The sequence below is a fragment of the Micromonospora sp. I033 genome, from assembly GCF_053890995.1.
In genome coordinates this window covers 1-24,401 of record NZ_JBSSLX010000042.1, presented here as the reverse complement: position 1 = coordinate 24,401, position 24,401 = coordinate 1, and the positions used below count along the sequence as shown (strand labels likewise).

The 24,401-nt window shown below is 69.1% G+C and carries 38 protein-coding genes and 1 pseudogene; 38 read left to right on the top strand and 1 reads right to left on the bottom strand.

Annotation, left to right across the window (positions count from 1 at the left end):
* Positions 1–31: 31 nt before the first annotated feature.
* The 37 genes from rpsL (at position 32) to truA (ending at position 23,277) form a co-directional block, all read left to right on the top strand.
* On the top strand, positions 32–406 hold the full coding sequence (gene rpsL / locus ACW0Q9_RS10410) for a 30S ribosomal protein S12 (RefSeq protein WP_007465318.1): 375 nt from the start codon (positions 32–34) through the stop codon (positions 404–406).
* A 1-nt stretch (position 407) separates the two neighbouring features.
* Positions 408–878, top strand: a complete 471-nt coding sequence (rpsG, locus tag ACW0Q9_RS10405; RefSeq protein WP_013735957.1) for a 30S ribosomal protein S7 — start codon at positions 408–410, stop codon at positions 876–878.
* 75 nt (positions 879–953) lie between these two features.
* Complete coding sequence (gene fusA, locus ACW0Q9_RS10400; protein WP_456179981.1) at positions 954–3,050, top strand: elongation factor G; 2,097 nt, start codon at positions 954–956, stop codon at positions 3,048–3,050.
* Positions 3,051–3,273: 223 nt separating this feature from the next.
* Entirely contained in the window at positions 3,274–4,467 is a 1,194-nt protein-coding gene (gene tuf / locus ACW0Q9_RS10395) for an elongation factor Tu (RefSeq protein ID WP_262283035.1), read from the top strand.
* Between the two features lie 353 nt (positions 4,468–4,820).
* Complete coding sequence (gene rpsJ / locus ACW0Q9_RS10390) at positions 4,821–5,129, top strand: 30S ribosomal protein S10 (RefSeq protein WP_007073037.1); 309 nt, start codon at positions 4,821–4,823, stop codon at positions 5,127–5,129.
* A gap of 11 nt (positions 5,130–5,140) precedes the next feature.
* Positions 5,141–5,806, top strand: coding sequence for a 50S ribosomal protein L3 (rplC, locus tag ACW0Q9_RS10385; RefSeq protein ID WP_456179978.1), 666 nt, complete (start codon positions 5,141–5,143; stop codon positions 5,804–5,806).
* Complete coding sequence (rplD, locus tag ACW0Q9_RS10380; protein ID WP_456179976.1) at positions 5,803–6,453, top strand: 50S ribosomal protein L4; 651 nt, start codon at positions 5,803–5,805, stop codon at positions 6,451–6,453. Before rplC ends, rplD begins: the two co-directional genes overlap by 4 nt.
* Positions 6,450–6,752 (top strand): 50S ribosomal protein L23, encoded by a 303-nt coding sequence (gene rplW, locus ACW0Q9_RS10375; RefSeq protein ID WP_091317975.1) that lies wholly within the window; start codon positions 6,450–6,452, stop codon positions 6,750–6,752. The genes rplD and rplW overlap by 4 nt, the downstream gene beginning before the upstream one ends.
* A gap of 12 nt (positions 6,753–6,764) precedes the next feature.
* Positions 6,765–7,604, top strand: coding sequence for a 50S ribosomal protein L2 (gene rplB / locus ACW0Q9_RS10370; RefSeq protein WP_091262802.1), 840 nt, complete (start codon positions 6,765–6,767; stop codon positions 7,602–7,604).
* A 12-nt stretch (positions 7,605–7,616) separates the two neighbouring features.
* Positions 7,617–7,898 carry a 30S ribosomal protein S19 gene (gene rpsS, locus ACW0Q9_RS10365; protein ID WP_007073032.1) on the top strand — a complete coding sequence of 94 codons (282 nt, stop codon included), beginning with the start codon at positions 7,617–7,619 and terminating at the stop codon, positions 7,896–7,898.
* 40 nt (positions 7,899–7,938) lie between these two features.
* Entirely contained in the window at positions 7,939–8,394 is a 456-nt protein-coding gene (gene rplV / locus ACW0Q9_RS10360; RefSeq protein ID WP_456179973.1) for a 50S ribosomal protein L22, read from the top strand.
* The gene (gene rpsC / locus ACW0Q9_RS10355; protein WP_091262800.1) at positions 8,394–9,266 is read left to right on the top strand and encodes a 30S ribosomal protein S3; all 873 of its coding nucleotides are present in this window, start codon (positions 8,394–8,396) and stop codon (positions 9,264–9,266) included. The genes rplV and rpsC overlap by 1 nt, the downstream gene beginning before the upstream one ends.
* Positions 9,267–9,269: 3 nt before the next feature.
* Entirely contained in the window at positions 9,270–9,695 is a 426-nt protein-coding gene (gene rplP / locus ACW0Q9_RS10350; protein ID WP_073834927.1) for a 50S ribosomal protein L16, read from the top strand.
* Complete coding sequence (rpmC, locus tag ACW0Q9_RS10345; RefSeq protein ID WP_007073028.1) at positions 9,695–9,931, top strand: 50S ribosomal protein L29; 237 nt, start codon at positions 9,695–9,697, stop codon at positions 9,929–9,931. Before rplP ends, rpmC begins: the two co-directional genes overlap by 1 nt.
* Positions 9,928–10,203 (top strand): 30S ribosomal protein S17, encoded by a 276-nt coding sequence (gene rpsQ, locus ACW0Q9_RS10340; RefSeq protein ID WP_091262798.1) that lies wholly within the window; start codon positions 9,928–9,930, stop codon positions 10,201–10,203. The genes rpmC and rpsQ overlap by 4 nt, the downstream gene beginning before the upstream one ends.
* A 97-nt stretch (positions 10,204–10,300) precedes the next feature.
* Positions 10,301–10,669, top strand: coding sequence for a 50S ribosomal protein L14 (gene rplN, locus ACW0Q9_RS10335; protein ID WP_007073026.1), 369 nt, complete (start codon positions 10,301–10,303; stop codon positions 10,667–10,669).
* Positions 10,666–10,986, top strand: coding sequence for a 50S ribosomal protein L24 (rplX, locus tag ACW0Q9_RS10330; protein WP_007465276.1), 321 nt, complete (start codon positions 10,666–10,668; stop codon positions 10,984–10,986). The genes rplN and rplX overlap by 4 nt, the downstream gene beginning before the upstream one ends.
* Positions 10,986–11,555 carry a 50S ribosomal protein L5 gene (rplE, locus tag ACW0Q9_RS10325; protein WP_091317981.1) on the top strand — a complete coding sequence of 190 codons (570 nt, stop codon included), beginning with the start codon at positions 10,986–10,988 and terminating at the stop codon, positions 11,553–11,555. Before rplX ends, rplE begins: the two co-directional genes overlap by 1 nt.
* Position 11,556: 1 nt before the next feature.
* A complete protein-coding gene (locus tag ACW0Q9_RS10320; protein ID WP_007073023.1) occupies positions 11,557–11,742 on the top strand; it encodes a type Z 30S ribosomal protein S14 in 186 nt (61 codons plus the stop codon).
* 96 nt (positions 11,743–11,838) lie between these two features.
* Positions 11,839–12,246: a 30S ribosomal protein S8 gene (gene rpsH, locus ACW0Q9_RS10315; RefSeq protein WP_013288624.1), complete on the top strand. Its 408-nt coding sequence runs from the start codon at positions 11,839–11,841 to the stop codon at positions 12,244–12,246.
* A gap of 16 nt (positions 12,247–12,262) precedes the next feature.
* Positions 12,263–12,805 (top strand): 50S ribosomal protein L6, encoded by a 543-nt coding sequence (gene rplF / locus ACW0Q9_RS10310; RefSeq protein ID WP_091262793.1) that lies wholly within the window; start codon positions 12,263–12,265, stop codon positions 12,803–12,805.
* Positions 12,802–13,191 carry a 50S ribosomal protein L18 gene (rplR, locus tag ACW0Q9_RS10305; protein WP_456179968.1) on the top strand — a complete coding sequence of 130 codons (390 nt, stop codon included), beginning with the start codon at positions 12,802–12,804 and terminating at the stop codon, positions 13,189–13,191. The genes rplF and rplR overlap by 4 nt, the downstream gene beginning before the upstream one ends.
* Positions 13,192–13,224: 33 nt before the next feature.
* Positions 13,225–13,839 carry a 30S ribosomal protein S5 gene (rpsE, locus tag ACW0Q9_RS10300; protein ID WP_091262790.1) on the top strand — a complete coding sequence of 205 codons (615 nt, stop codon included), beginning with the start codon at positions 13,225–13,227 and terminating at the stop codon, positions 13,837–13,839.
* Positions 13,839–14,021, top strand: a complete 183-nt coding sequence (rpmD, locus tag ACW0Q9_RS10295) for a 50S ribosomal protein L30 (RefSeq protein WP_007073018.1) — start codon at positions 13,839–13,841, stop codon at positions 14,019–14,021. The genes rpsE and rpmD overlap by 1 nt, the downstream gene beginning before the upstream one ends.
* A complete protein-coding gene (gene rplO, locus ACW0Q9_RS10290; protein ID WP_456179965.1) occupies positions 14,021–14,464 on the top strand; it encodes a 50S ribosomal protein L15 in 444 nt (147 codons plus the stop codon). Before rpmD ends, rplO begins: the two co-directional genes overlap by 1 nt.
* A 235-nt stretch (positions 14,465–14,699) precedes the next feature.
* Positions 14,700–16,025, top strand: a complete 1,326-nt coding sequence (secY, locus tag ACW0Q9_RS10285; protein ID WP_456179963.1) for a preprotein translocase subunit SecY — start codon at positions 14,700–14,702, stop codon at positions 16,023–16,025.
* On the top strand, positions 16,026–16,679 hold the full coding sequence (locus ACW0Q9_RS10280; RefSeq protein ID WP_109946694.1) for an adenylate kinase: 654 nt from the start codon (positions 16,026–16,028) through the stop codon (positions 16,677–16,679).
* 90 nt (positions 16,680–16,769) lie between these two features.
* On the top strand, positions 16,770–17,621 hold the full coding sequence (gene map, locus ACW0Q9_RS10275) for a type I methionyl aminopeptidase (protein WP_456179961.1): 852 nt from the start codon (positions 16,770–16,772) through the stop codon (positions 17,619–17,621).
* A 137-nt stretch (positions 17,622–17,758) separates the two neighbouring features.
* Positions 17,759–18,259 (top strand): DUF1707 SHOCT-like domain-containing protein, encoded by a 501-nt coding sequence (locus tag ACW0Q9_RS10270; RefSeq protein WP_456179959.1) that lies wholly within the window; start codon positions 17,759–17,761, stop codon positions 18,257–18,259.
* Positions 18,260–18,516: 257 nt separating this feature from the next.
* Entirely contained in the window at positions 18,517–18,738 is a 222-nt protein-coding gene (infA, locus tag ACW0Q9_RS10265) for a translation initiation factor IF-1 (protein ID WP_007073013.1), read from the top strand.
* Positions 18,739–18,829: 91 nt separating this feature from the next.
* Positions 18,830–18,943, top strand: a complete 114-nt coding sequence (gene rpmJ / locus ACW0Q9_RS10260; protein WP_088982067.1) for a 50S ribosomal protein L36 — start codon at positions 18,830–18,832, stop codon at positions 18,941–18,943.
* 265 nt (positions 18,944–19,208) lie between these two features.
* Positions 19,209–19,589: a 30S ribosomal protein S13 gene (gene rpsM / locus ACW0Q9_RS10255; RefSeq protein WP_091262776.1), complete on the top strand. Its 381-nt coding sequence runs from the start codon at positions 19,209–19,211 to the stop codon at positions 19,587–19,589.
* 18 nt (positions 19,590–19,607) lie between these two features.
* A complete protein-coding gene (rpsK, locus tag ACW0Q9_RS10250) occupies positions 19,608–20,015 on the top strand; it encodes a 30S ribosomal protein S11 (protein WP_076466649.1) in 408 nt (135 codons plus the stop codon).
* 13 nt (positions 20,016–20,028) lie between these two features.
* Positions 20,029–20,655 carry a 30S ribosomal protein S4 gene (rpsD, locus tag ACW0Q9_RS10245; protein ID WP_151463663.1) on the top strand — a complete coding sequence of 209 codons (627 nt, stop codon included), beginning with the start codon at positions 20,029–20,031 and terminating at the stop codon, positions 20,653–20,655.
* A gap of 96 nt (positions 20,656–20,751) precedes the next feature.
* Positions 20,752–21,774, top strand: a complete 1,023-nt coding sequence (locus ACW0Q9_RS10240; RefSeq protein ID WP_456179956.1) for a DNA-directed RNA polymerase subunit alpha — start codon at positions 20,752–20,754, stop codon at positions 21,772–21,774.
* 34 nt (positions 21,775–21,808) lie between these two features.
* On the top strand, positions 21,809–22,372 hold the full coding sequence (rplQ, locus tag ACW0Q9_RS10235) for a 50S ribosomal protein L17 (RefSeq protein ID WP_456179954.1): 564 nt from the start codon (positions 21,809–21,811) through the stop codon (positions 22,370–22,372).
* A 71-nt stretch (positions 22,373–22,443) separates the two neighbouring features.
* Positions 22,444–23,277 (top strand): tRNA pseudouridine(38-40) synthase TruA, encoded by an 834-nt coding sequence (truA, locus tag ACW0Q9_RS10230; protein ID WP_456179952.1) that lies wholly within the window; start codon positions 22,444–22,446, stop codon positions 23,275–23,277.
* A 57-nt stretch (positions 23,278–23,334) separates the two neighbouring features.
* Here the strand turns inward: truA and ACW0Q9_RS10225 are convergent, their stop codons facing one another.
* Positions 23,335–24,234, bottom strand: coding sequence for a hypothetical protein (locus ACW0Q9_RS10225; RefSeq protein ID WP_456179950.1), 900 nt, complete (start codon positions 24,232–24,234; stop codon positions 23,335–23,337).
* A 57-nt stretch (positions 24,235–24,291) separates the two neighbouring features.
* On the opposite strand from ACW0Q9_RS10225, the pseudogene ACW0Q9_RS10220 reads away from it, so the two are divergent.
* Positions 24,292–24,401 (top strand): annotated as a pseudogene (locus ACW0Q9_RS10220) (type II secretion system F family protein); the annotation flags it as partial.

Below are 24,401 nucleotides of genomic sequence, written 5' to 3'. Positions count from 1 at the left end.
TCGCAGCGGCCGAAGGGAGCGGAGAAACCCGGTGCCCACCATTCAGCAGCTGGTCCGAAAGGGCCGTCAGGCCAAGACGACCAAGACCAAGACCCCGGCGCTCAAGGGGTCTCCCCAGCGGCGCGGCGTGTGCACCCGCGTGTACACCACCACCCCCAAGAAGCCGAACTCGGCGCTGCGCAAGGTCGCTCGTGTCAAGCTCAGCAGCCAGATCGAGGTGACCGCCTACATCCCGGGCGTCGGCCACAACCTGCAGGAGCACTCGATCGTGCTCGTCCGCGGCGGCCGTGTGAAGGACCTCCCCGGCGTGCGGTACAAGATCGTTCGCGGCTCGCTGGACACCCAGGGTGTCCGCAACCGCAAGCAGGCTCGCAGCCGTTACGGCGCGAAGAAGGAGAAGAGCTGACATGCCGCGTAAGGGACCCGCTCCGCGGAAGCCGCTGGTCGCTGACCCGGTGTACAACTCGCCGCTGGTCACCCAGCTGGTGAACAAGATCCTGCTGCGCGGCAAGCGCCAGCTCGCCGAGCGCATCGTCTACGCCGCCCTCGAGGGCTGCCGCGAGAAGTCCGGCACCGACCCCGTCGTCACGCTGAAGCGGGCGATGGACAACGTGAAGCCGACCCTCGAGGTCCGCAGCCGTCGCGTCGGTGGCGCCACCTACCAGGTTCCGGTCGAGGTGCGGCCGGCCCGCGCGACCACCCTCGGTCTGCGCTGGCTGGTCACCTACTCCCGCGCCCGTCGCGAGAAGACCATGGTCGAGCGGCTGATGAACGAGCTGCTGGACGCGAGCAACGGCCTCGGTGCCGCCGTCAAGCGGCGCGAGGACACGCACAAGATGGCCGAGTCCAACAAGGCCTTCGCGCACTACCGCTGGTAACACCCTGGTTCCGGCGCCCACGAGGCGCCGGAACCGCCACCAGTTGTGTCTAGACGACGATAAGTAGGGATTGAAGTGGCCGCCGCAGACGCGCTCGCCAACGTACGCAACATCGGCATCATGGCGCACATCGATGCCGGTAAGACCACTACCACCGAGCGAATCCTGTTCTACACCGGCATCACGTACAAGATCGGTGAGGTCCACGAGGGCGCCGCCGTCATGGACTGGATGGAGCAGGAGCAGGAGCGCGGTATCACGATCACTTCCGCCGCCACGAAGTGCGAGTGGAAGGGCCACACGATCCAGATCATCGACACGCCCGGCCACGTCGACTTCACGGTCGAGGTGGAGCGGTCGCTGCGGGTTCTGGACGGTGCGGTCGCGGTGTACGACGGTGTCGCCGGCGTCGAGCCGCAGACGGAGAACGTCTGGCGGCAGGCGGACAAGTACAACGTCCCGCGGATGTGCTTCGTCAACAAGCTCGACCGGACCGGTGCCGACTTCTTCCGCTGCGTGCAGATGATGATCGACCGGCTCAACGCCACCCCGCTGGTGCTCCAGATCCCGATCGGGCTCGAGGGCGACCACATCGGCGTCGTCGACCTGATCGGCATGCGCGCCCTCACCTGGCGCGGGGAGACCCAGAAGGGTGAGGACTACGCGATCGAGGAGATCCCGGCCGACCTGGCCGACTCCGCGGCCGAGTGGCGCGAGAAGCTGATGGAGACCCTGGCCGACGTCGACGACTCGGTGATGGAGAAGTACCTGGAGGGCGAGGAGATCTCCGTCGAGGAGATCAAGGCCGCCATCCGTCGGGCCACCATCGCCGGCAAGGCCAACCCGGTCCTCTGCGGCTCGGCGTTCAAGAACAAGGGCGTCCAGCCGATGCTCGACGCCGTGGTCGACTTCCTGCCGTCGCCGCTGGACATCCCGGCGATCGAGGGCACCGCGACCGACGGCGAGACCCCGCTGCAGCGGAAGCCGTCCACCTCCGAGCCCTTCTCCGGCCTGGCCTTCAAGATCCAGACCGACAAGCACCTCGGCAAGCTCACCTACGTCCGGGTCTACTCCGGCGTGGTCGAGTCCGGGTCCCAGGTGGTCAACTCCACCAAGGACCGCAAGGAGCGCATCGGCAAGATCTACCAGATGCACGCCAACAAGCGGGAGGAGCGCAGCTCCGCCAAGGCCGGCGACATCATCGCGGTCCAGGGTCTGAAGCAGACCACCACCGGTGACACCCTGTGCGACCCGGCGAACCCGGTCATCCTCGAGTCGATGACCTTCCCGGAGCCGGTCATCGAGGTGGCCATCGAGCCGAAGACCAAGGCCGACCAGGAGAAGCTCAGCACCGCCATCCAGCGGCTGGCCGAGGAGGACCCGACCTTCCGCGTCAAGCTGGACGAGGAGACCGGCCAGACGGTCATCTCCGGCATGGGCGAGCTGCACCTGGACATCCTGGTGGACCGGATGCGCCGCGAGTTCAACGTCGAGGCGAACATCGGTAAGCCGCAGGTGGCGTACCGCGAGACCATCCGCCGCGCGGTGGAGAAGGTCGAGTACACCCACAAGAAGCAGACCGGTGGTTCCGGCCAGTACGCCCGGGTGATCGTCAGCCTGGAGCCGCTGCCGCTGGACAACGACTCGCCGACCTACGAGTTCGCGAACGCCGTCACCGGTGGCCGCATCCCCCGGGAGTTCATCCCGTCGGTGGACGCGGGCGCCCAGGACGCCATGCAGTACGGCATCCTCGCCGGCTTCCCGCTGGTGGGTGTCAAGCTGACGCTGCTGGACGGCCAGTACCACGAGGTCGACTCGTCCGAGATGGCGTTCAAGATCGCCGGCTCGATGGTGATGAAGGAGGCGGCCCGCAAGGCCGATCCCGCACTGCTCGAGCCGATGATGGCCGTTGAGGTCACCACTCCTGAGGAGAACATGGGTGACGTCATCGGCGACCTCAACTCCCGGCGCGGCATCATCCAGGCGATGGAGGAGCGTCACGGCGCTCGCATCGTCCGGGCCCTGGTGCCGCTGTCGGAGATGTTCGGCTACGTCGGCGACCTGCGGTCGAAGACCCAGGGCCGGGCTAGCTACAGCATGCAGTTCGACTCCTACGCCGAGGTTCCGCAGAGCGTGGCGAAGGAGATCATCGCCAAGGCGACGGGTGAGTGACGCTCACCTGAGCTGATCCGATGATTCGGGGCCGGTCGCGGGAGGGTTCTCCCGCCCGCGACCACCTCGGTCGGGTTGTGTGAATCCGGGCCTGTAGGCTTCATCGCCGCAGAACCCACAAAGGCTCTCCGGCCATCAGGCCGGAAAGGCTGTCGACAGAGTCCTAAGCGCCGACCCGGCGCACCGGGGCGAACGAACCAAGAAAGTCCACAGGAGGACACCAGTGGCGAAGGCGAAGTTCGAGCGGACTAAGCCGCACGTCAACATCGGCACCATTGGTCACATCGACCACGGTAAGACGACGCTGACGGCGGCCATCACCAAGGTCCTGCACGACCAGTTCCCGGACCTCAACCCGTACACGCCGTTCGACGAGATCGACAAGGCGCCGGAGGAGAAGGCCCGCGGCATCACGATCTCCATCGCGCACGTCGAGTACCAGACCGAGGCGCGTCACTACGCGCACGTCGACTGCCCCGGTCACGCCGACTACATCAAGAACATGATCACCGGTGCCGCCCAGATGGACGGCGCGATCCTGGTGGTGGCGGCGACCGACGGCCCGATGCCGCAGACCCGCGAGCACGTGCTGCTGGCCCGTCAGGTCGGCGTGCCGTACATCGTCGTGGCGCTCAACAAGAGCGACATGGTCGACGACGAGGAGCTCCTGGAGCTCGTCGAGCTCGAGGTCCGCGAGCTGCTCTCGTCGCAGGAGTACCCGGGTGACGACCTGCCGGTCGTCCGGGTCTCGGCGCTGAAGGCCCTCGAGGGCGACCCCGAGTGGACCGGCAAGCTCATGGACCTCATGAACGCTGTCGACACCGCGATCCCGCAGCCGGAGCGCGAGACCGAGAAGCCGTTCCTGATGCCGATCGAGGACGTGTTCACGATCACCGGTCGTGGCACCGTCGTCACCGGTCGCGCCGAGCGCGGCATCCTCAAGCCGAACGAGGAGGTGGAGATCGTCGGTATCCGCGAGAAGTCGCAGAAGACGGTCTGCACCGGCATCGAGATGTTCCGCAAGCTGCTCGACGAGGCCCGGGCCGGCGAGAACGTCGGTCTGCTCCTCCGCGGCATCAAGCGCGAGGACGTCGAGCGCGGCATGGTCGTCATCAAGCCGGGCACCACGACCCCGCACACGGAGTTCGAGGCGACGGTCTACATCCTCTCCAAGGAGGAGGGCGGCCGGCACACCCCGTTCTTCCAGAACTACCGTCCGCAGTTCTACTTCCGGACCACGGACGTTACCGGCGTCGTCACGCTGCCCGAGGGCACCGAGATGGTCATGCCGGGCGACAACACCACGATGTCCGTGAAGCTGATCCAGCCCATCGCGATGGAGGAGAACCTCAAGTTCGCGATCCGGGAGGGTGGCCGTACGGTCGGCGCTGGTCGCGTCACCAAGATCGTCAAGTGAGCTGGGTAACCCCGATTAGCGTCGCCGCCGGTCGTGCGGCATACTAGTCAGGTTGCGTAACGACGGTCGGTCGCCTGCGTCCGGTTAACGCTGGACCTCCGGGTGTCAGACAGTCTCGCGTGGGGTGGTTGATCGCCCATGGTGATCAACCACCCTCGCGCGGCGTCCAGGTCGCGGTCACCGCGATCGGCGCCATGACCCACCGCGTGGTCGGAAATCGCTCCGGAGTCCCGGGGCGGAGCCTGGCCCACGGGCGCGACACGCCCGACCGCGGGGGTCGGCGAAGTGGGCCTGTACCAGCCGGTACAGGCGCCCGCAACACAGCGGCATCGAGAGAAGGAACAGAAGCCACCATGGCGGGACAGAAGATCCGCATCCGGCTCAAGGCCTATGACCACGAGGTCGTCGACTCCTCGGCTCGGAAGATCGTCGAGACGGTGACGCGTACCGGGGCGCAGGTCGCTGGCCCGGTGCCGCTGCCCACGGAGATCAACCGTTTCTGCGTTATCCGCTCGCCGCACAAGTACAAGGACTCGCGCGAGCACTTCGAGATGCGCACGCACAAGCGTCTGATCGACATCATCGACCCGACCCCGAAGACGGTCGACTCGCTCATGCGCCTCGACCTGCCGGCTGGCGTCGACATCGAGATCAAGCTGTAGGGACCGGACAAATGGACAGGCAAGTCAAGGGGATCCTGGGCGCAAAGCTCGGCATGACCCAGGTCTGGGACAACAACCGCGTTGTTCCCGTGACCGTGGTTCAGGCCGGCCCGTGCGTCGTGAGCCAGGTTCGTAGCGCCGACAAGGACGGTTACTCCGCGGTCCAGCTGGCGTACGGGGCCATCGACCCGCGCAAGGTCAAGAAGCCGATCGCCGGGCACTACGCCAAGGCGGACGTCGCGCCGCGCCGGCACATCGTCGAGCTGCGCACCGTCGACGCCGCGGACTACTCGCCGGGCCAGGAGGTCACGGTCGAGGAGTTCCCGGCCGGCGTGACCGTCGACGTCACCGGCAAGACCAAGGGCAAGGGCTACGCCGGCCCGATGAAGCGGCACGGCTTCCACGGTCTGCGCGCGAGCCACGGTGTCGAGCGCAAGCACCGCTCGCCGGGCTCGATCGGCGCCTGCGCGACCCCGGGTCGCGTCTTCAAGGGCACCCGGATGGCGGGTCGGATGGGTGGCGTGCGCTACACGGTCCAGAACCTCACCGTCCAGGCGGTGGACACCGAGAACAACCTCCTGCTCGTCCGTGGCGCCATTCCCGGCCCCAAGGGCGCGCTGGTCCTGGTCCGCACCGCGGCCAAGACCAAGGTGAAGAAGGGCGGTGCGGCCAAGTGACCACCGTTGACGTCCTCAACGTCGAAGGCGCCAAGAGCGGCTCCGTCGAGCTGCCGGCCGACATCTTCGACGTCCAGGCCAACATCCCGCTGATGCACCAGGTCGTGGTGGCTCAGCTGGCGGCGGCCCGGCAGGGCACGCACAAGGTCAAGACCCGCGGCGAGGTCTCCGGTGGAGGCAAGAAGCCGTACAAGCAGAAGGGCACCGGTCGTGCCCGCCAGGGCTCGACCCGCGCGCCGCAGTTCGCCGGCGGTGGCGTGGTCCACGGCCCGGTGCCGCGCGACTACAGCCAGCGCACCCCGAAGAAGATGAAGGCCGCCGCCCTGCGTGGCGCCCTCTCCGACCGGGCCCGCGCCGGCCAGGTGCACGTCGTCGAGGCGTTCGTCTCTGGCGAGAAGCCGTCGACCAAGGCCGCGCTGGCCACGCTGACGAAGCTGACCGAGGCCCGTCGGGTCCTGGTCGTGCTGAGCAGCACCGACGAGCTGAACTGGGTGTCGCTGCGCAACGAGCCGCGGGTGCACCTGATCGAGGCCGGCCAGCTCAACACGTACGACGTGCTGGTGGCCGACGACGTGGTCTTCACCAAGGAGGCCCTGGACGAGTTCCTGGGCGTTCCCGCCGAGACCACCGAGGAGGGTGGCAAGTGAGCACGATCGCCGATCCGCGCGACATCATCGTCGCCCCGGTCGTCTCGGAGAAGAGCTACAGCGAGCTGAACCGGAACTGGTACACCTTCCTGGTGCACCCGGACGCCAACAAGACCGAGATCAAGATCGCTATCCAGCAGATCTTCAACGTCCGCGTCCTGACGGTCAACACGCTCAACCGCGAGGGCAAGCGCAAGCGCACCAAGACCGGCTTCGGTCAGCGCAAGTCGACCAAGCGGGCGATCGTGAAGCTGGCTGACGGTGACCGTATCGAGGCCTTCGGCGGCCCGGTCAGCTGAGGGGTGTAGACAATGGCTATCCGTAAGTACAAGCCGACGACGCCGGGCCGGCGTGGCTCGAGCGTCGCCGACTTCGCCGAGATCACCCGGTCGACGCCCGAGAAGTCGCTGCTGGCTCCGCTGCCGAAGAAGGGCGGACGCAACGCCCACGGCCGGATCACCACGCGGCACCACGGTGGCGGCCACAAGCGGCAGTACCGTCTGATCGACTTCAAGCGGGTCGACAAGGACGGCGTGCCGGCGAAGGTCGCGCACATCGAGTACGACCCGAACCGCACCGCGCGCATCGCGCTGCTGCACTACGCCGACGGCGAGAAGCGCTACATCATCGCGCCGAAGGACCTGAAGCAGGGCGACCGGGTGGAGTCGGGGCCGAGCGCCGACATCAAGCCGGGCAACAACCTGCCGCTGCGCAACATCCCGGTGGGTACCACCATCCACAACGTGGAGCTGCGTCCGGGCGGCGGCGCCAAGCTGGCCCGCTCGGCCGGCGTCGGCATCCAGCTGCTCGGCCGTGAGGGCGCGTACGCGACCCTCCGCATGCCGTCCGGTGAGATCCGCCGCGTCGACGTGCGCTGCCGCGCCAGCGTCGGCGAGATCGGCAACGCCGACCAGTCGAACATCAACTGGGGTAAGGCCGGCCGGATGCGGTGGAAGGGCAAGCGCCCGACCGTCCGTGGTGTCGCCATGAACCCGGTCGACCACCCGCACGGTGGTGGTGAGGGTAAGACCTCCGGTGGTCGCCACCCGGTAAACCCGCAGGGTAAGCCCGAGGGCCGCACCCGTCGTAAGGGCCAGCCGAGCGACCGGCTGATCGTCCGCCGCCGCTACGCCACGCGTAAGCGCGGCTGAGGGAGATAAGACATGCCTCGCAGCCTGAAGAAGGGCCCGTTCGTCGACGACCACCTGCTCAAGAAGGTGGAGACGCAGAACGACAAGGGCTCGAAGAACGTCATCAAGACCTGGTCGCGGCGCTCGACGATCATCCCGGAGATGCTGGGTCACACGATCGCCGTGCACGACGGACGCAAGCACGTCCCGGTCTTCGTGACCGAGGCCATGGTCGGGCACAAGCTCGGCGAGTTCGCGCTGACCCGCACGTTCAAGGGTCACGAGAAGGACGACCGGAAGAGCCGCCGGCGCTGACGCCGCGGGCATACGGATAGAGGAACAAGGGGTTACAGCGATGCCAGGAAAGGGCGACGCTCCGGTGCTTCCGGGCGCGCGGGCGGTTGCGCGGCACGTGCGCATCTCGCCGATGAAGGCGCGCCGGGTGGTCAACCTCGTCCGCGGCCTGCCCGCGAAGGAGGCGCTCACGGTGCTGCAGTTCGCGCCGCAGGCTGCGAGCGAGCAGGTGTACAAGGTGCTCGCGAGCGCGATCGCCAACGCGGAGAACAACGAGCGGCTGGACCCCGACGCGCTGCTCGTCAGCGAGGCGTTCGTCGACGAGGGCCCGACCATGAAGCGGTTCCGGCCGCGGGCGCAGGGCCGGGCGTACCGGATCCGCAAGCGGACCTGCCACATCACCGTGGCGGTCGAGGCGGTCGCGCCGGCCGCGCCGAAGAAGTCGGCGAAGAAGGCCGCCCCGGCCACGCAGGCCGAGGCCGCTGAGGGGCAGAGCACGACGGAAGGTGCCGAGTAATGGGTCAGAAGGTTCACCCCACTGGGTTCCGGCTCGGCATCTCGACCGACTGGAAGTCCCGCTGGTTCGCGGACAAGCTCTACAAGGACTACATCGGCGAGGACGTCAAGATCCGCCGGATGATGTCCAAGGGCCTCGAGCGCGCCGGGATCTCCAAGGTCGACATCGAGCGCACCCGGGACCGGGTCCGCGTCGACATCCACACCGCCCGGCCGGGCATCGTCATCGGCCGTAAGGGTGCGGAGGCCGACCGGATCCGCGGCGAGCTGGAGAAGCTCACCGGCAAGCAGGTTCAGCTGAACATCATCGAGGTGAAGAGCCCCGAGTCGGACGCGCAGCTGGTCGCCCAGGGCGTCGCCGAGCAGCTGTCCAGCCGGGTCAGCTTCCGTCGGGCCATGCGCAAGGCGATGCAGTCCGCGATGAAGAACCCGGTCTGCAAGGGCATCCGGGTGCAGGTCTCGGGCCGTCTCGGCGGCGCCGAGATGAGCCGGACCGAGTTCTACCGCGAGGGCCGGGTTCCGCTGCACACGCTGCGGGCCAACATCGAGTACGGCTTCTTCGAGGCCCGTACCACCTTCGGCCGGATCGGCGTGAAGGTCTGGATCTACAAGGGCGACGCCGTCCCGGGCCGCGAGGCCCCGGCCGAGGCCGCCCCGTCGCGCGGCCCGCGCCGCGACCGTGGCGACCGGCCGGAGCGGCCGCGCCGTGGCCGGTCGGGTTCGTCGGGTACGACCGCCGGTGGCACCGAGGCCGGCCGGGCTGCCGCGACCACCATCGCGCAGCAGGCGGAGACGCCGGCCGGTGAGCCGGTCGACGCCGGAGCCGTGGCCGCGGCCGCGACCCAGCCGGCAGAAACGCAGCAGGAGGGCTGACAGATGCTGATGCCGCGCAAGCCCCCGAAGGGCTTCCGCAAGCCGCACCACCCGGACCGCCACGGCGCGTCCAAGGGTGGTAACCGGGTGGTGTTCGGCGAGTTCGGGATCCAGGCTCTCGAGCCGGCGTACGTGACCAACCGCCAGATCGAGTCGGCGCGTATCGCGATGACCCGCCACATCAAGCGTGGCGGCAAGGTCTGGATCACGATCTTCCCGGACCAGGCCCTCACCAAGAAGCCGGCGGAAACCCGCATGGGTTCCGGTAAGGGTTCGCCCGAGTGGTGGGTCGCCAACGTCAAGCCGGGGCGGGTTCTCTTCGAGATGTCCTTCCCCAACGAGCAGATCGCGCGAGAGGCGATGCGTCGCGCGATCCACAAGCTCCCGATGAAGTGCCGCATTGTTACGCGCGAAGTGGGTGAATCCTGATGGCAGCGGGCGTCAAGGCCTCCGAGCTGCGTGAGCTCTCCGAGGAGGAGCTGGTCACGAAGCTGCGCGAGGCGAAGGCGGAGCTGTTCAACCTCCGCGTGCAGGCCGCAACCGGGCAGCTGGACAACAACCGGCGGCTGCAGGTCATCCGTCGGGAGATCGCCCGGATCTACACGATCATGCGTGAGCGTGAGCTGGGTCTCTCGGCCGCGCCGACTGAGGTGACTGCATCATGAGTGAGAACACCACCGCCGCCGCGCGGGCCCGTCGCAAGGTGCGCGAGGGTCTCGTGGTCAGCGACAAGATGGAAAAGACCGTCGTGGTCGAGGTCGAGGACCGGGTCAAGCACGCGCTGTACGGCAAGATCATGCGCCGCACCAGCAAGCTGAAGGTCCACGACGAGCAGAACTCGGCCGGCATCGGCGACCGGGTCCTGATCATGGAGACCCGGCCGCTCTCCGCCACCAAGCGGTGGCGGCTCGTGGAGATCCTCGAGAAGGCCAAGTAGCGAAGGCTCGAGCTCGGCCGGGTTCGGTCGGGCGCAGGTTCCGCCAGGCTCCGGCCGCCCCCGGCGGCCGGAGAACCGGCAGACATAGGAGATAGACGTGATTCAGCAGGAGTCGCGACTGCGCGTCGCCGACAACACGGGTGCCCGGGAGATCCTGTGCATCCGGGTTCTCGGTGGCTCCGGTCGGCGCTACGCGAGCATCGGCGACGTCATCGTGGCCACGGTCAAGGACGCGATCCCCGGTGCCGGTGTGAAGAAGGGCGACGTCGTCAAGGCCGTCGTCGTTCGCACCGCCAAGGAGAAGCGGCGGCCGGACGGCTCGTACATCCGCTTCGACGAGAACGCCGCCGTCATCATCAAGGACGGTGGGGACCCGCGCGGTACCCGCATCTTCGGCCCGGTGGGCCGCGAGCTGCGGGACAAGCGGTTCATGAAGATCATCTCTCTCGCGCCGGAGGTGTTGTGACCGTGAAGGTCAAGAAGGGCGACACGGTCGTCGTCATCGCCGGCAAGGACAAGGGTGCCAAGGGTAAGGTCATCGCGGCCTACCCGCGGCAGGACAAGGTCCTGGTCGAGGGCGTGAACCGGGTCAAGAAGCACACCCGCATCAGCACCACCCAGCGTGGCGCCAAGACCGGTGGCATCGTCACCCAGGAGGCCCCGATCCACGTCTCGAACGTGCAGGTCCTGGACTCCGACGGCAAGCCGACCCGCGTCGGTTACCGGATCGACGACAACGGCCAGAAGGTCCGCATCGCGCGTAGCACCGGTAAGGACCTGTGATGACCACGGCTACCGAAACCAAGACCCTGCCGCGCCTCAAGGAGCGGTACCGCAACGAGGTCGTGGCGAAGCTGCAGGAGCAGTACAGCTACGGCAACCCCATGCAGGTGCCCGGGCTCGTCAAGATCGTCGTCAACATGGGCGTCGGCGAGGCCGCTCGCGACGCCAAGCTGATCGACGGTGCCGTCCGCGACCTGGCCACGATCACCGGCCAGAAGCCGCTGGTGCGGCGGGCGACCAAGTCCATCGCGCAGTTCAAGCTCCGCGAGGGCATGCCGATCGGCGCGAAGGTCACCCTGCGCGGCGACCGGATGTGGGAGTTCCTGGACCGGCTGCTCTCCATCGCGCTGCCGCGTATCCGCGACTTCCGCGGCCTGGACGGGCGCAAGCTCGACGGCCACGGCAACTACACGTTCGGTCTGACCGAGCAGTCGGTGTTCCACGAGATCGACCAGGACAAGATCGATCGCCAGCGGGGCATGGACATCACGGTGGTCACGACCGCCACGACCGACGACGAGGGCCGGGCGCTGCTCAAGCTCCTGGGCTTCCCGTTCAAGGAGAACTGAGATGGCCAAGAAGGCGCTGATCCTCAAGGCGGCCGCGAAGCCGAAGTTCTCGGTTCGCGCGTACACCCGCTGCCAGCGGTGCGGGCGTCCGAAGGCGGTCTACCGCAAGTTCGGTCTCTGCCGGGTGTGCATCCGGGAGATGGCCCACCGCGGTGAGCTGCCCGGCGTGTCCAAGGCTTCCTGGTAATAGCCCGGCGCGCTTCGCGCGTCAGCTGAACTGTCTCTTCGCCGTAGGCCCCGGGCCTGGCCCGGGGAACCCCGGCGAGAAAGGTTGACGAATTTCATGACGATGACCGACCCGATCGCAGACATGCTCACGCGTCTGCGTAACGCCAACCAGGCGTACCACGACCGGGTGACGATGCCCTACTCGAAGATCAAGGCGAACATCGCCGAGGTCCTCAAGGCCGAGGGTTACATCGCCACCTGGTCGGTCGAGGAGCCCGAGGAGGGCGCCGTCGGCAAGCGACTGGTCGTCGAGCTGAAGTACGGCCAGAACCGGGAGCGGAGCCTGGCCGGCATCAAGCGCGTGTCCAAGCCCGGTCTCCGGGTGTACGCCAAGTCGGACGGGCTCCCGCGGGTGCTCGGCGGGCTGGGCGTGGCGATCATTTCGACGTCCCAGGGGCTGCTCACCGACCGGCAGGCCCGCAAGCGGAGCGTTGGCGGGGAAGTCCTCGCCTTCGTCTGGTAACGGGAGACAGGTAGAAATGTCGCGTATTGGACGTAAGTCGATCCCGGTGCCAGCCGGCGTCGACATCACCATCGACGGCCAGACCGTCAAGGTCAAGGGCCCCAAGGGCGAGCTGAGCCACGTACTGGCCGAGCCGATCACGGCGGAGCGGGGCGAGGACGGCGCGCTGCACGTCAACCGGCCCAACGACGAGCGCAAGGCCAAGGAGCTGCACGGCCTGAGCCGTACGCTGGTGGCCAACATGATCGTCGGCGTGACCGAGGGCTACCGCAAGAGCCTCGAGATCGCCGGTACCGGTTACCGCGTGACCGCCAAGGGCAAGGACCTCGAGTTCGCGCTCGGGTTCTCGCACCCGGTGCTGGTTCCGGCCCCGGAGGGCATCACCTTCACGGTGGAGCGGCCGACCCTGTTCCACGTGGCCGGCATCGACAAGCAGCAGGTCGGCGAGGTCGCCGCCAACATCCGGAAGATCCGCCCGCCGGAGCCCTACAAGGGCAAGGGCGTCAAGTACCAGGGCGAGGTCATCCGCCGCAAGGCTGGAAAGGCAGGTAAGAAGTGAGCGCCACGCTGCTCAAGCGCCGCCGCGGCGTCGCCGCCAAGCGGGCCGTCGGGCGTGCGCGCCGGCACTTCCGGGTCCGCAAGAACGTCAGCGGCACCACCGAGCGTCCCCGCCTGGTCGTCACCCGCTCCCTGCGGCACATCGTCGCCCAGATCGTGGACGACACCAAGGGTCACACCCTGGCGTCGGCCTCGACCATGGACGCCTCGCTGCGCGGCGTCGAGGGCGACAAGAGCGCCCTGGCCGGCAAGGTCGGCGCCCTGCTCGCCGAGCGGGCCAAGGCCGCCGGCGTCTCGAAGGTCGTCTTCGACCGCGGTGGCAACCGGTACGCGGGGCGGGTCGCCGCGCTTGCCGATGCCGCCCGCGAAGCCGGGCTCGAGTTCTAGAAACCCCGTCACGAGAGAGAAGGAAGGCTGCTGATGCCAGGTCAACAGCGCCGTGGCGGCGGGTCCGGTGGCAACGAGGGTGGTCGCCGCGACAACCGCCGTGAGGGCGGCCGCGGAAACGCGCCCGTCGAGAAGACCCCGCACCTCGAGCGGGTCGTCGCGATCAACCGCGTCGCCAAGGTCGTGAAGGGTGGTCGTCGCTTCAGCTTCACCGCCCTGGTGATCGTGGGCGACGGCGACGGCACCGTCGGTGTGGGCTACGGAAAGGCCAAGGAGGTGCCCGCGGCGATCGCCAAGGGTGTCGAGGAGGCCAAGAAGCACTTCTTCAAGGTGCCGCGGATCGGCCAGTCGATCCCGCACCCGGTGCAGGGCGAGGACGCGGCCGGTGTGGTGCTGCTCAAGCCGGCCTCGGCCGGTACGGGTGTCATCGCCGGCGGTCCGGTTCGCGCCGTGCTGGAGTGCGCGGGCATCCACGACGTGCTCTCCAAGAGCCTCGGCTCGTCCAACCCGATCAACATCGTGCACGCCACGGTGGCGGCCCTGAAGGCGCTCGAGTCGCCGGAGCAGGTCGCGGCCCGTCGTGGTCTGCCGGTCGAGGACGTCGCGCCGGCCGCCATGCTGGCGTCGCGGGCGGGGGTGGCGTCCTGATGGCACGCCTGAAGGTCACCCAGGTCCGGTCCGAGATCGGGACCAAGCAGAACCAGCGTGACTCGCTGCGTTCGCTCGGTCTCAAGCGGATCAACGACGTGGTGGTCAAGGAGGACCGGCCGGAGATCCGGGGCATGATCTTCGCGGTCAACCACCTCGTGAAGGTCGAGGAGGTCGAGTAATGACGATCAAGGTGCACCACCTCCGTCCGGCGCCCGGTGCCAAGACCGACAAGACCCGCGTGGGTCGCGGTGAGGGCTCGAAGGGCAAGACCGCCGGTCGCGGTACGAAGGGTTCCAAGGCCCGGAAGAACATCTCGGCGGCGTTCGAGGGTGGGCAGATGCCCATCCACATGCGCCTGCCGAAGCTGAAGGGCTTCAAGAACAAGTTCAAGGTCGTCTTCCAGGTGGTCAACCTGGACCGGCTCGCCGAGCTCTTCCCGAACGGCGGCCAGGTCGGCCCGGCCGAGCTGGTCGAGGCCGGCGCGGTCCGCAAGGGCCACCCGGTCAAGGTGCTCGGCACCGGCGACCTCGGCGGCGTGGCTCTCCAGGTGTCGGCGCACGGTTTCAGCGCGTCGGCCAAGGAGAAGATCACCGCGGCCGGCGGCTCGGTCACCGAGCTGTAAGGCACGTTCGTGGCGCCCGCTCAGTTGTCCGCAACTGGGCGGGCGCCGTGCTCTACCTGGCGAATGTGCGCCGGGTAACATCGGATTCGGTTTATGTAGCCGGGCACATCTGCCCGGACCGGGATCGGGCTGTTAGAGTCCCTTCCCAGCTATGGATATCGGGCGGTCCGCCCGGCACCCACCCCGGCCCGCCAGGGATCATGACCGGCGGCCCGCGTCGCGCAGGAGGAAGAAGTTGCTGTCCGCCTTTCTCAGTGCGTTCCGTACGCCTGACCTGCGCAAGAAGCTGCTGTTCACAGTAGGCATCATCGCGGTCTACCGGCTGGGCGCCACGCTGCCCAGCCCGGGTGTCTCGTACGGCAACGTGCAGAAGTGCCTCGACACCATCCAGGGCAGCACCGGCGTGCTGAACCTGCTGGATCTCTTCTCCGGTGGCGCGCTGCTCCAGCTCTCGGTCTTCGCGCTGGGCATCATGCCCTACATCACCGCGTCGATCATCCTGCAGCTGCTGACCGTGGTCATTCCGCGGCTGGAGCAGCTCCGCAAGGAGGGGCAGGCCGGCCAGGCGAAGATCACCCAGTACACCCGCTACCTGACGCTGGGCCTGGGCATCCTCCAGTCCTCCGCGTTCGTGGCGCTGGCGCGCTCGGGTCAGCTCTTCAACAACCAGTGCGACCAGTTCCCGATCGTCCCGCGGGGCACCGGCATTCCGGACTGGCTGACGCTGACCATCCTGGTCATGACGATGACCGCCGGCACCGGCGTGGTGATGTGGCTCGGCGAGCTGATCACCGACCGGGGCGTTGGCAACGGCATGTCCGTGCTGATCTTCACCTCGATCGCGGCCCGGCTGCCCAGTGAGGGCTGGAAGATCAAGACCACCAAGGGCTGGGGGATGTTCCTCCTCGTCATCGCCCTGGTCCTGCTGGTCATCACCGCGGTCACCTTCATCGAGCAGGCCCAGCGCCGGATCCCGGTGCAGTACGCCAAGCGCATGATCGGCCGGCGGATGTACGGCGGCACCTCCACCTACATCCCGCTCAAGGTGAACCAGGCCGGCGTCATCCCGGTCATCTTCGCCTCGTCGCTGCTCTACCTGCCGCAGCTCGCGCTCCAGTTCTTCGACCCGAACAACCCGGGGAAGACGCAGGCCTGGATCCAGAACCACATCGTGAAGGCGAGCGCGCCGGAGCACATCGCGATCTACTTCCTGCTGATCATCTTCTTCACCTACTTCTACGTGTCGATCACGTTCAACCCGACCGAGGTCGCGGACAACATGAAGAAGTACGGCGGCTTCGTGCCGGGCATCCGCCCCGGCAAGCCGACCGCCGAGTACCTCGACTTCATCCTCAGCCGGATCACCCTGCCGGGCGCGCTCTACCTGGGCATCGTCGCGATCCTGCCGAACTTCTTCTTCATCTGGTTGGACAACCAGCAGTTCCAGAACTTCCCGTTCGGCGGCACCGCTGTGCTCATCATGGTCGGCGTCGGTCTGGAGACCGTGAAGCAGATCGAGAGCCAACTCATGCAGCGGAACTACGAAGGGTTCCTGCGGTAGATGCGACTCGTTCTGGTTGGCCCGCCGGGCGCGGGCAAGGGCACGCAGGCGGAGTTCATCGCCGCTCACCTCTCGGTGCCGAAGATCTCGACCGGTGACATCTTCCGGGCGAACGTCTCCCAGGGCACTCCGCTGGGGGTCGAGGCCAAGCGGTACATGGACGCCGGCAAGCTGGTGCCGGACGAGGTGACCATCAACATGGTGCGGGACCGGCTCGCCGAGCCGGACGCCAGCGAGGGCTTCCTCCTCGACGGTTTCCCGCGTACCACGCCGCAGGCCGCCGCCCTGGACAAGCTCCTCGCCGACCTGGGCACCGCGCTGGACCTGGTGCTGGAGCTGGTCGTCGACGACGACGAGGTGATCCGGCGGCTCTCCGGCCGGCGCACCTGCCGGGGCTGCGGCAAGATCTGGCACGTCGAGTTCGACGCCACCACCCGTGAGGGCGTCTGCGACCGCTGCGGCGCCGAGCTGTTCCAGCGGGACGACGACAAGCCGGAGACCATCGCGGCCCGGCTGCGGGAGTACGCCGAGAAGACCGCGCCGCTGGTCGACTACTACGGCGCCCAGGGCAAGCTCGTCGGCATCGACGCGACCGGCCCGGTGGAGGACGTCACCGTCCGCGCCATCGACGCCCTCCGCTCGTACGGCGGCTGACGTCCCGCCGGAGCTCCGGCGGATAGAGTGCGACCAGCGGGGTACGTGCGACGTGCCCCGCTGTTCCGCGCAACGAAAGGTATCGCCTCCATGCGTCGTCCCCAGCTGGACATCCAGCTGAAGACCCCCGAGCAGATCGAGCTGATGCGGGCCGCCGGTCTGGTGGTGGCCCGCGCGCTGAGCCGGATGCGGGAGGCGGTCGCCCCCGGGGTGAGCACCGCCGACCTCGACGCGATCGCCGAGGCCACCATCCGGGAGGCCGGTGCCATCCCGTCGTTCAAGGGCTACCACGGCTTCCCGGCGTCGATCTGCTCCTCGGTCAACGAGCAGGTGGTGCACGCCATCCCGTCGTCGACACAGGTGCTGCGTGACGGCGACCTGATCTCGATCGACTGCGGCGCGGTGCTCAACGGCTGGCACGGCGACGCGGCCATCACGGTCGGCGTCGGCGAGGTCGACCCGGCCCTGCTGAAGATGGCCGCGGTCGCCGAGGACGCCATGTGGGCCGGCATCGCCGCCGCGGCGCGGGGCGCGGCCAGCGGCAAGGGCCGGCTCACCGACATCTCCCACGCGGTGGAGACCGCGGTCCGCCAGGGCGGCCGGTACGGCATCGTCGACGGCTACGGCGGGCACGGCATCGGCACCGAGATGCACCAGGACCCGCACGTGCTCAACCACGGGCGCCCGGGCAAGGGCCCGCGCCTGGTGCCCGGCCTGGCGCTGGCCATCGAGCCGATGATCACCATGGGTAACCCGCGCACCGTCGAACTGTCCGACGGCTGGACCGTGGTGACCCGCGACCGGTCGATGGCGGTGCACGTCGAGCACTCGATGGCGCTGCTGGACGACGGTGTCTGGGTGCTCACCGCCGAGGACGGCGGGCGCGCCCGGCTCGGTGACCTCGTCACCGCCCGCCAGGCCGCGGACTCCCCGGCCGTCTGAGACCGCCGCCCCCGCCCGCGAGGTTCCGGCCGGGTCGTCCGGATCGTCCCCGGCACGGCTAACGGGTGCCGGGAGAGCGGCAGCGGCGAAGATCGTCGAGCTGCGCGCGCTGGCGCGGCGGTGTCATGCTTGCCCTCATGGACGGGCGGAGCGGGATGCGGGCGGCCGACGCCGACCGGGAGGTCACGGCCGAACGGCTCCGGGTGGCCCTGGAGGAGGGCCGGCTCGACCTGCACGAGTACGACGAGCGGCTGGGCCGCGCGTACGGCGCGAAGACCTACGCCGACCTGGACGCGGTGGTGGCCGACCTGCCCGGCCCGGCGCCGGCGCAGCGCGCCACCGTAGCGCCCGCGCCGCCGGCCCCGACCCCGGTGGCCGGGGACGGGCCGGTGGTCGGGACCGGGCGCGGCCGGCGCCGGCTGCTCGGGCTCTGGACCCCGTGGCTGCGGGTCGCCGGGATCCTGGTCCCGATCTGGCTGCTCGTCTCGATCGGCTCCCGGGACGTGGCCAACTTCTGGCCGGCCTGGGTGCTCGGTCCGTGGGGCGCGCTGCTGGTCATGCAGTCGGTGGGGCTGATCGACGGCCACCGGTGGCACCCGGGTCCCCGGCGCCGCCGGGACCGGCGCCGGAGGCGTTGACCGCCAGGCCGGTGACGGTGGTCACAGCAAGGGTCGGATTTCGTCCGGCCGGGTGACCGGCCGGGTGGTCGGTTTGGCGACGGCGCGCAGGCGGGCGTACACTTTCTGATCGGCGCACAGCGTCCACTCCGGCATGCCCACCCTGCGCTTCGGTGGGAGTCGGAGCCGCGGCTGGCTCGGGCTCGGCGATTCCCGCCGGAGCCCGTGTAAGACGTTGTGGGCCGTCCGGAGCAACCGACGTCAGGACAGCGGAGGACATGCCGAAAAAAGACGGAGCCATCGAGATCGAGGGTCGGGTCATCGAGCCCCTGCCGAACGCCATGTTCCGGGTGGAGCTCGCGAACGGCCACAAGGTGCTGGCTCACATCAGCGGCAAGATGCGGCAGCACTACATCCGCATCCTGCCGGAGGACCGGGTCGTCGTCGAACTCTCGCCGTACGACCTGACCCGCGGGCGCATCGTCTACCGCTACAAGTAGTCCTGACGACGGCCGGGACATCCCGTGTCCGTCTTCGACGTCCGGGTCGCGCGTCGTCGCGTCTCCGGGCCAGATGGGAAGTAAGGCAACCGTGAAGGTCAAGCCGAGCGTCAAGAGGATCTGCAACAAGTGCCGGGTCATTCGCCGGCACGGCCGGGTCATGATCATCTGTTCTGACCCGCGCCACAAGCAGCGCCAGGGCTGAACCGTTCCCGCCGACCGTGACGAGCGGCGGCGGAACCGGTCCGGGTCGCAGATCCCGACACACACATCACCAGCTCGTCCCAGCCGCGAGCGGTACGCAGCGCGTACCCCCTCGTGGTTGACCCCCGGTCGGAGGCCGGGGCCCGCTCGGGCAGCGATCGATCCCGGTCGCCGGCGCTGAACGCGCCGGAAGGACAGGGACGGTCGGTAGCGGGGTGGGACGGGTCCACACCTCCGCCACAACATCACGAGGAGTACGCCCGCACATGGCACGTCTAGTCGGCGTGGACCTCCCCCGCGACAAGCGGATGGAGATCGCGCTCACCTACATCTTCGGGGTCGGTCGCACCCGTGCCCTGGAGACGCTCGCCGCCACCGGCATCTCGCCGGACAAGCGCGCTCGGGACCTCACGGACGAGGAGCTCGTGCAGCTCCGCGACCACATCGAGGCCAACTACCAGGTTGAAGGTGACCTTCGCCGCGAGGTCGCCGCTGACATCCGCCGCAAGGTCGAGATCGGCTGCTACGCGGGTATCCGGCACCGCCGGGGCCTGCCCGTCCGTGGCCAGCGGACCAAGACCAACGCGCGGACCCGGAAGGGCCCGAAGCGGACCGTCGCCGGCAAGAAGAAGCCCGGCAAGAAGTAACTAGGAGCGCACAGACTTATGCCACCGAAGGCTCGTGCCGGAGCCGCCGTCAAGAAGGTCCGGCGCAAGGAACGCAAGAACGTCGCCCACGGGCAGGCGCACATCAAGAGCACCTTCAACAACACCATCGTGTCCATCACGGACCCGACCGGTGCGGTCATCTCCTGGGCCTCCGCGGGCCAGGTGGGCTTCAAGGGCTCGCGCAAGTCGACCCCGTTCGCCGCGCAGCTGGCCGCCGAGGCCGCCGCGCGCCGGGCCATGGATCACGGCATGCGCAAGGTCGACGTGTTCGTCAAGGGCCCCGGCTCCGGCCGGGAGACCGCCATCCGTTCGCTGCAGGCCGTGGGCCTCGAGGTCGGGCAGATCTCCGACGTCACCCCGCAGCCGCACAACGGGTGCCGTCCGCCGAAGCGTCGTCGGGTCTGAGAGGTAGAGAGAGATGGCTCGTTACACCGGTGCTGACTGCCGCCGTTGCCGGCGGGAGAAGATGAAGCTGTTCCTCAAGGGCAGCAAGTGCGATGGCCCGAAGTGCCCGTTCGAGTCCCGGCCGTTCCCGCCCGGGCAGCACGGCCGCGGCCGCACCAAGGAGACGGAGTACCTGCTCCAGCTCCGTGAGAAGCAGAAGGCTCGCCGGGTCTACGGCGTGCTGGAGAAGCAGTTCCGCGGCTACTACGAGGAGGCCGTGGGCAAGCAGGCGAAGACCGGTGAGGTCCTCCTGCAGATCCTCGAGTCGCGGCTGGACAACGTGGTCTACCGGGCCGGCTACGCCGGTTCCCGGGACATGGCCCGCCAGCTGGTCAAGCACGGTCACTTCACGGTGAACGGCAAGAAGGTCGACATCCCGTCGTACCGGGTCAAGGAGCACGACATCATCGAGGTCCGGGAGAAGAGCAAGCAGCTCACCCCGTTCCTGGTGGCGCAGGCTCAGGCCGGTTCGCGGTCGGTGCCGGCCTGGCTCGAGGCGATCCCCAGCCAGATGAAGATCCTCGTGCACTCGCTCCCGGCCCGCCAGGTGATCGACACCCAGGTCCAGGAGCAGCTGATCGTCGAGCTCTACTCCAAGTAAGGGCTCGTTGCGGTGGCCCGCCCTCCGGGGCGGGCCACCGGAACAGTTTGTGTCGTGGGCGTCAAATAGCGGGCGCCCCGGAAGAGAAGAGAAAAGATGCTCATCAGCCAGCGACCGTCTCTCTCCGAAGAGTCGATCAACGACACCCGGTCCCGGTTCACCATCGAGCCGCTGGAGCCGGGCTTCGGCTACACCCTGGGCAACTCGCTGCGGCGCACGCTGCTGTCGTCCATCCCGGGTGCGGCGGTCACCTCGATCAAGATCGACGGTGTCCTGCACGAGTTCACCACCATCCCCGGTGTCAAGGAGGACGTGGTCGAGCTCGTCATGAACATCAAGGAGCTCTGCGTCAGCTCCGAGCACGACGAGCCGGTCAGCATGTACCTGCGCAAGCAGGGCCCGGGCGACGTGACCGCCGGTGACATCCAGCCCCCGGCCGGTGTCTCGGTGCACAACCCGGACCTGAAGCTCGCCACCCTGAACGGCAAGGGCCGGCTCGACATGGAGCTGACCGTCGAGCGGGGTCGTGGCTACGTCACGGCGGCGCAGAACAAGCAGGCGGGCGCCGAGATCGGCCGCATCCCGGTCGACTCGATCTACTCGCCCGTGCTCAAGGTGACCTACCGCGTCGAGGCGACCCGTGTCGAGCAGCGGACCGACTTCGACCGGCTGATCATCGACGTCGAGACCAAGCCGTCGATGGGCCCGCGCACCGCGCTGGCCTCGGCCGGCTCGACGCTGGTGGAGCTGTTCGGGCTGGCCCGGGAGCTGGACGAGACCGCCGAGGGCATCGACATCGGGCCGTCCCCGCAGGACGCGCAGCTGGCGGCCGACCTCGCTCTGCCGATCGAGGAGCTGGACCTCACCGTCCGCTCCTACAACTGCCTCAAGCGCGAGGGCATCAACTCCGTTGGTGAGCTCATCGGGCGTACCGAGGCCGACCTCCTCGACATCCGCAACTTCGGCCAGAAGTCGATCGACGAGGTCAAGATGAAGCTCGCCGGGATGGGCCTGGGGCTGAAGGATTCGGCTCCGAACTTCGACCCGGCGCACGTCGTGGACGCCTTCGGCGAGGCCGACTACGACACCGACGACTACCGCGAGACCGAGCAGCTCTAGTCCGCGCTGCCGCCACACCTGAGGAGCACCAAGCATGCCCACGCCCACCAAGGGCCCCCGCCTCGGCGGCAGCCCCGCGCACGAGCGGCTGATGCTGGCCAACCTGGCCACCGCGCTGTTCCAGCACGGCAAGATCCAGACCACCGAGACGAAGGCCCGGCGGCTGCGTCCGCTGGCCGAGCAGCTCATCACCAAGGCCAAGCGCGGCGACCTCGCCTCGCGGCGTCGGGTGGCGGGCGTCGTCAAGGACAAGGACGTGGTCTACGCCCTGTTCGACCAGATCGCGCCCCGGTACGCCAACCGCAACGGTGGCTACACCCGGATCGTGAAGACCGGCCCGCGCAAGGGTGACGCCGCTCCGATGGCGATCATCGAGCTGGTGGAGGAGCTTCAGGTCGCCGAGCCGAAGGCGAACAAGAAGACCGCCGCCCGCAAGGCCGCGCAGCAGGACAAGGTCGAGGCCCTGGCCCCGGCCGAGGAGGCCCCGCGCTCCAGCGAGGCCGCCGACCAGGACGCCGACGCTCCGGTTTCGGCCTCCGGTGACACCGCCGCCGCCCGCGAGGACAGCGACGAGGCCGCCGAGAACGACAAGGCCTGAGCACAGGCCGCAACGTCGGGCCCGGTACCCCCGCGCGGGGTGCCGGGCCCGACGGCTTGAGGAGGTACGAGGTGGACGAGCGGACCCGGCTGCGGCTGGACGTCTCGTACGACGGCACCGATTTCTCCGGCTGGGCCGCCCAGCCCACCCGGCGCACGGTCGCCGGGGTGCTCATGCAGACGCTGGACCTGGTCCTCGGCGCGGGCACCGCGACCGGGCTGACCGTGGCCGGCCGCACCGACGCCGGCGTGCACGCCACCGGCCAGGTCTGCCACCTCGACCTGCCGGCCGAGGTCTGGCGGCAGCACGACGGGAGGCTGCTGCGCCGGCTCGCCCGGCTGCTCCCGCCCGACGTGCGGGTCCGCGCCATGAGCGAGGTGCCGGCCGACTTCGACGCCCGCTTCTCGGCGACCTTCCGCCGCTACGAGTACCGGGTGACCGACGCGCCGTGGGGCGCCGAGCCGCTGCGCCGCACCGACACCCTGGCCTGGCCGAAGCCGCTGGACCTGGCGGCGCTGAACGCCGCCGCGGCCGGGCTGGTGGGGGAGCACGACTTCGCCGCGTACTGCCGGCGCAAGGAGAACGCCACCACGCTGCGCGAGGTGACCCGGCTGGACTGGCGGCGCGACCCGGACGGGATCCTGGTCGCCACGGTGCGGGCCGACGCGTTCTGCCAGAACATGGTGCGCAGCCTGGTCGGCGCCATGCTGGTCGCCGGGGACGGCCGCCGGCCGGTCGAGTGGCCGGCCAGCCTGCTGAGCCGTCGGGAACGCTCCAGCGAGGTGACCGTGGCGCCCGCGCACGGGCTGGCCCTGGTCGAGGTCGGCTACCCGGCCGATCCGGCCGAGTACGCCCGCCGCGCCGACCTCACCCGCCGCCTCCGGGTGCCGGTGGCCGAGGGCTGAGCACAGTGGAACGGCCCGCCGCCCCCGGACGGGGACGACGGGCCGTGGTGGTGGGGCTCAGTTGCCGGCGCCGTCCTGACCGGTGGTGCCATCGGTCGGGCCGTCGGTCGGCTGGCTGGCCACTCCGCCGTTGGCGCGGCGCTCCAGCACCGTCCGGTTCAGGTAGACCTCGATCATGTCGTACATGATCTCGCGGGCCTTGGTGTCGCCGGAGCTGATCCGTTCCCCGTCGGCCCGGGTGACCACGCAGTAGGCGAGGTAGTGGCCGCGGACCTGCCAGCCGACCCGGGCGGCGGCCGTCGCCACCGCCTCGGTGTCCTCGCTCGCCGCCATGCCCCGGAACCGGCCCTGCCGTTCGTCCAGCATCGGCCGGATCCGGTCGCGCGCCCGCTGGGCGCTGGCCACGTCGGTCAGGTTGAACAGGCCGGCGGTGAGCAGGTGGTCGCCGTCGGGGGAGCGGAGGGTGGCCCGGACCACCTGGTTGCAGCCGAGGCGGACCAGCAGGTCGGCGATCTCACCGCTGGTTGCCACCGCGCAGCTGGCGCTGGAGTGCGTCTTGAGCACCCGGTACGCCGGCTGCCCGTCGGTCACCACCAGCTGCTGGCCGGGGAAGACCTCCTTGGCGGTGAGCGCCGCCTGGTCGGTGTCCCGGGAGTCCAGGTCGGTCCCGTCGGCCGCGGCGGACTGCTCCACCACCGGCTGGCTGCTCTGCTGGCTGGCCGGCGGCGTGGCGGTGCGGTCCTCCAGCAGGGCGGCGACGGCCAGCCCGGTGAGCGCGAGCAGCATCAGCACGGCGGCACCGCCGATCAGCACCTGCCAGGCCCGGCCACCGCCCCGCCGGTGCTCCGCCCGGCCGGACCGGGCCAGGTCCAGCGGATCGGTGGTCCGGACGACGGAATCGGGCGGGCCCGACGCCGCCGGCCCGGGCTCGGCGGCCGCCGGTGTCGGCTGCGGCACCGGCGGCGCGGGCGGCGCCGCCGGCGTGGGCTGCGGGACGGGAGCGGGCTCCCGGGCCTCCAGGCCGGCTGGCTGGCGAGGTCCGCCCTGCTGGCCTTCGCCGACGAGATCGCCGACCCGGTCTGCGACCAGGTGGTGGCGGCGCTGATCCTGCACCTCACCGACCG

Excerpts from the sequence above, each read along its gene's own strand:
- rplE (WP_091317981.1), top strand. The coding sequence starts at position 10,986 with ATGACCACGGCTACCGAAACCAAGACCCTGCCGCGCCTCAAGGAGCGG.
- rpsE (WP_091262790.1), top strand. The coding sequence starts at position 13,225 with ATGCCAGGTCAACAGCGCCGTGGCGGCGGGTCCGGTGGCAACGAGGGT.
- ACW0Q9_RS10320 (WP_007073023.1), top strand. The coding sequence starts at position 11,557 with ATGGCCAAGAAGGCGCTGATCCTCAAGGCGGCCGCGAAGCCGAAGTTC.
- rpmC (WP_007073028.1), top strand. The coding sequence starts at position 9,695 with ATGGCAGCGGGCGTCAAGGCCTCCGAGCTGCGTGAGCTCTCCGAGGAG.
- ACW0Q9_RS10240 (WP_456179956.1), top strand. The coding sequence starts at position 20,752 with ATGCTCATCAGCCAGCGACCGTCTCTCTCCGAAGAGTCGATCAACGAC.
- map (WP_456179961.1), top strand. The coding sequence starts at position 16,770 with ATGCGTCGTCCCCAGCTGGACATCCAGCTGAAGACCCCCGAGCAGATC.
- infA (WP_007073013.1), top strand. The coding sequence starts at position 18,517 with ATGCCGAAAAAAGACGGAGCCATCGAGATCGAGGGTCGGGTCATCGAG.
- ACW0Q9_RS10280 (WP_109946694.1), top strand. The coding sequence starts at position 16,026 with ATGCGACTCGTTCTGGTTGGCCCGCCGGGCGCGGGCAAGGGCACGCAG.
- rplO (WP_456179965.1), top strand. The coding sequence starts at position 14,021 with ATGACGATCAAGGTGCACCACCTCCGTCCGGCGCCCGGTGCCAAGACC.
- rpsH (WP_013288624.1), top strand. The coding sequence starts at position 11,839 with ATGACGATGACCGACCCGATCGCAGACATGCTCACGCGTCTGCGTAAC.
- rpsK (WP_076466649.1), top strand. The coding sequence starts at position 19,608 with ATGCCACCGAAGGCTCGTGCCGGAGCCGCCGTCAAGAAGGTCCGGCGC.
- rpsG (WP_013735957.1), top strand. The coding sequence starts at position 408 with ATGCCGCGTAAGGGACCCGCTCCGCGGAAGCCGCTGGTCGCTGACCCG.
- ACW0Q9_RS10270 (WP_456179959.1), top strand. The coding sequence starts at position 17,759 with ATGGACGGGCGGAGCGGGATGCGGGCGGCCGACGCCGACCGGGAGGTC.
- rplC (WP_456179978.1), top strand. The coding sequence starts at position 5,141 with ATGGACAGGCAAGTCAAGGGGATCCTGGGCGCAAAGCTCGGCATGACC.
- rplF (WP_091262793.1), top strand. The coding sequence starts at position 12,263 with ATGTCGCGTATTGGACGTAAGTCGATCCCGGTGCCAGCCGGCGTCGAC.
- rpsS (WP_007073032.1), top strand. The coding sequence starts at position 7,617 with ATGCCTCGCAGCCTGAAGAAGGGCCCGTTCGTCGACGACCACCTGCTC.
- rplP (WP_073834927.1), top strand. The coding sequence starts at position 9,270 with ATGCTGATGCCGCGCAAGCCCCCGAAGGGCTTCCGCAAGCCGCACCAC.
- rpsQ (WP_091262798.1), top strand. The coding sequence starts at position 9,928 with ATGAGTGAGAACACCACCGCCGCCGCGCGGGCCCGTCGCAAGGTGCGC.
- rplV (WP_456179973.1), top strand. The coding sequence starts at position 7,939 with ATGCCAGGAAAGGGCGACGCTCCGGTGCTTCCGGGCGCGCGGGCGGTT.
- rpsC (WP_091262800.1), top strand. The coding sequence starts at position 8,394 with ATGGGTCAGAAGGTTCACCCCACTGGGTTCCGGCTCGGCATCTCGACC.
- rpsD (WP_151463663.1), top strand. The coding sequence starts at position 20,029 with ATGGCTCGTTACACCGGTGCTGACTGCCGCCGTTGCCGGCGGGAGAAG.
- rpsJ (WP_007073037.1), top strand. The coding sequence starts at position 4,821 with ATGGCGGGACAGAAGATCCGCATCCGGCTCAAGGCCTATGACCACGAG.
- rpmD (WP_007073018.1), top strand. The coding sequence starts at position 13,839 with ATGGCACGCCTGAAGGTCACCCAGGTCCGGTCCGAGATCGGGACCAAG.
- rpsM (WP_091262776.1), top strand. The coding sequence starts at position 19,209 with ATGGCACGTCTAGTCGGCGTGGACCTCCCCCGCGACAAGCGGATGGAG.
- rplQ (WP_456179954.1), top strand. The coding sequence starts at position 21,809 with ATGCCCACGCCCACCAAGGGCCCCCGCCTCGGCGGCAGCCCCGCGCAC.
- rplB (WP_091262802.1), top strand. The coding sequence starts at position 6,765 with ATGGCTATCCGTAAGTACAAGCCGACGACGCCGGGCCGGCGTGGCTCG.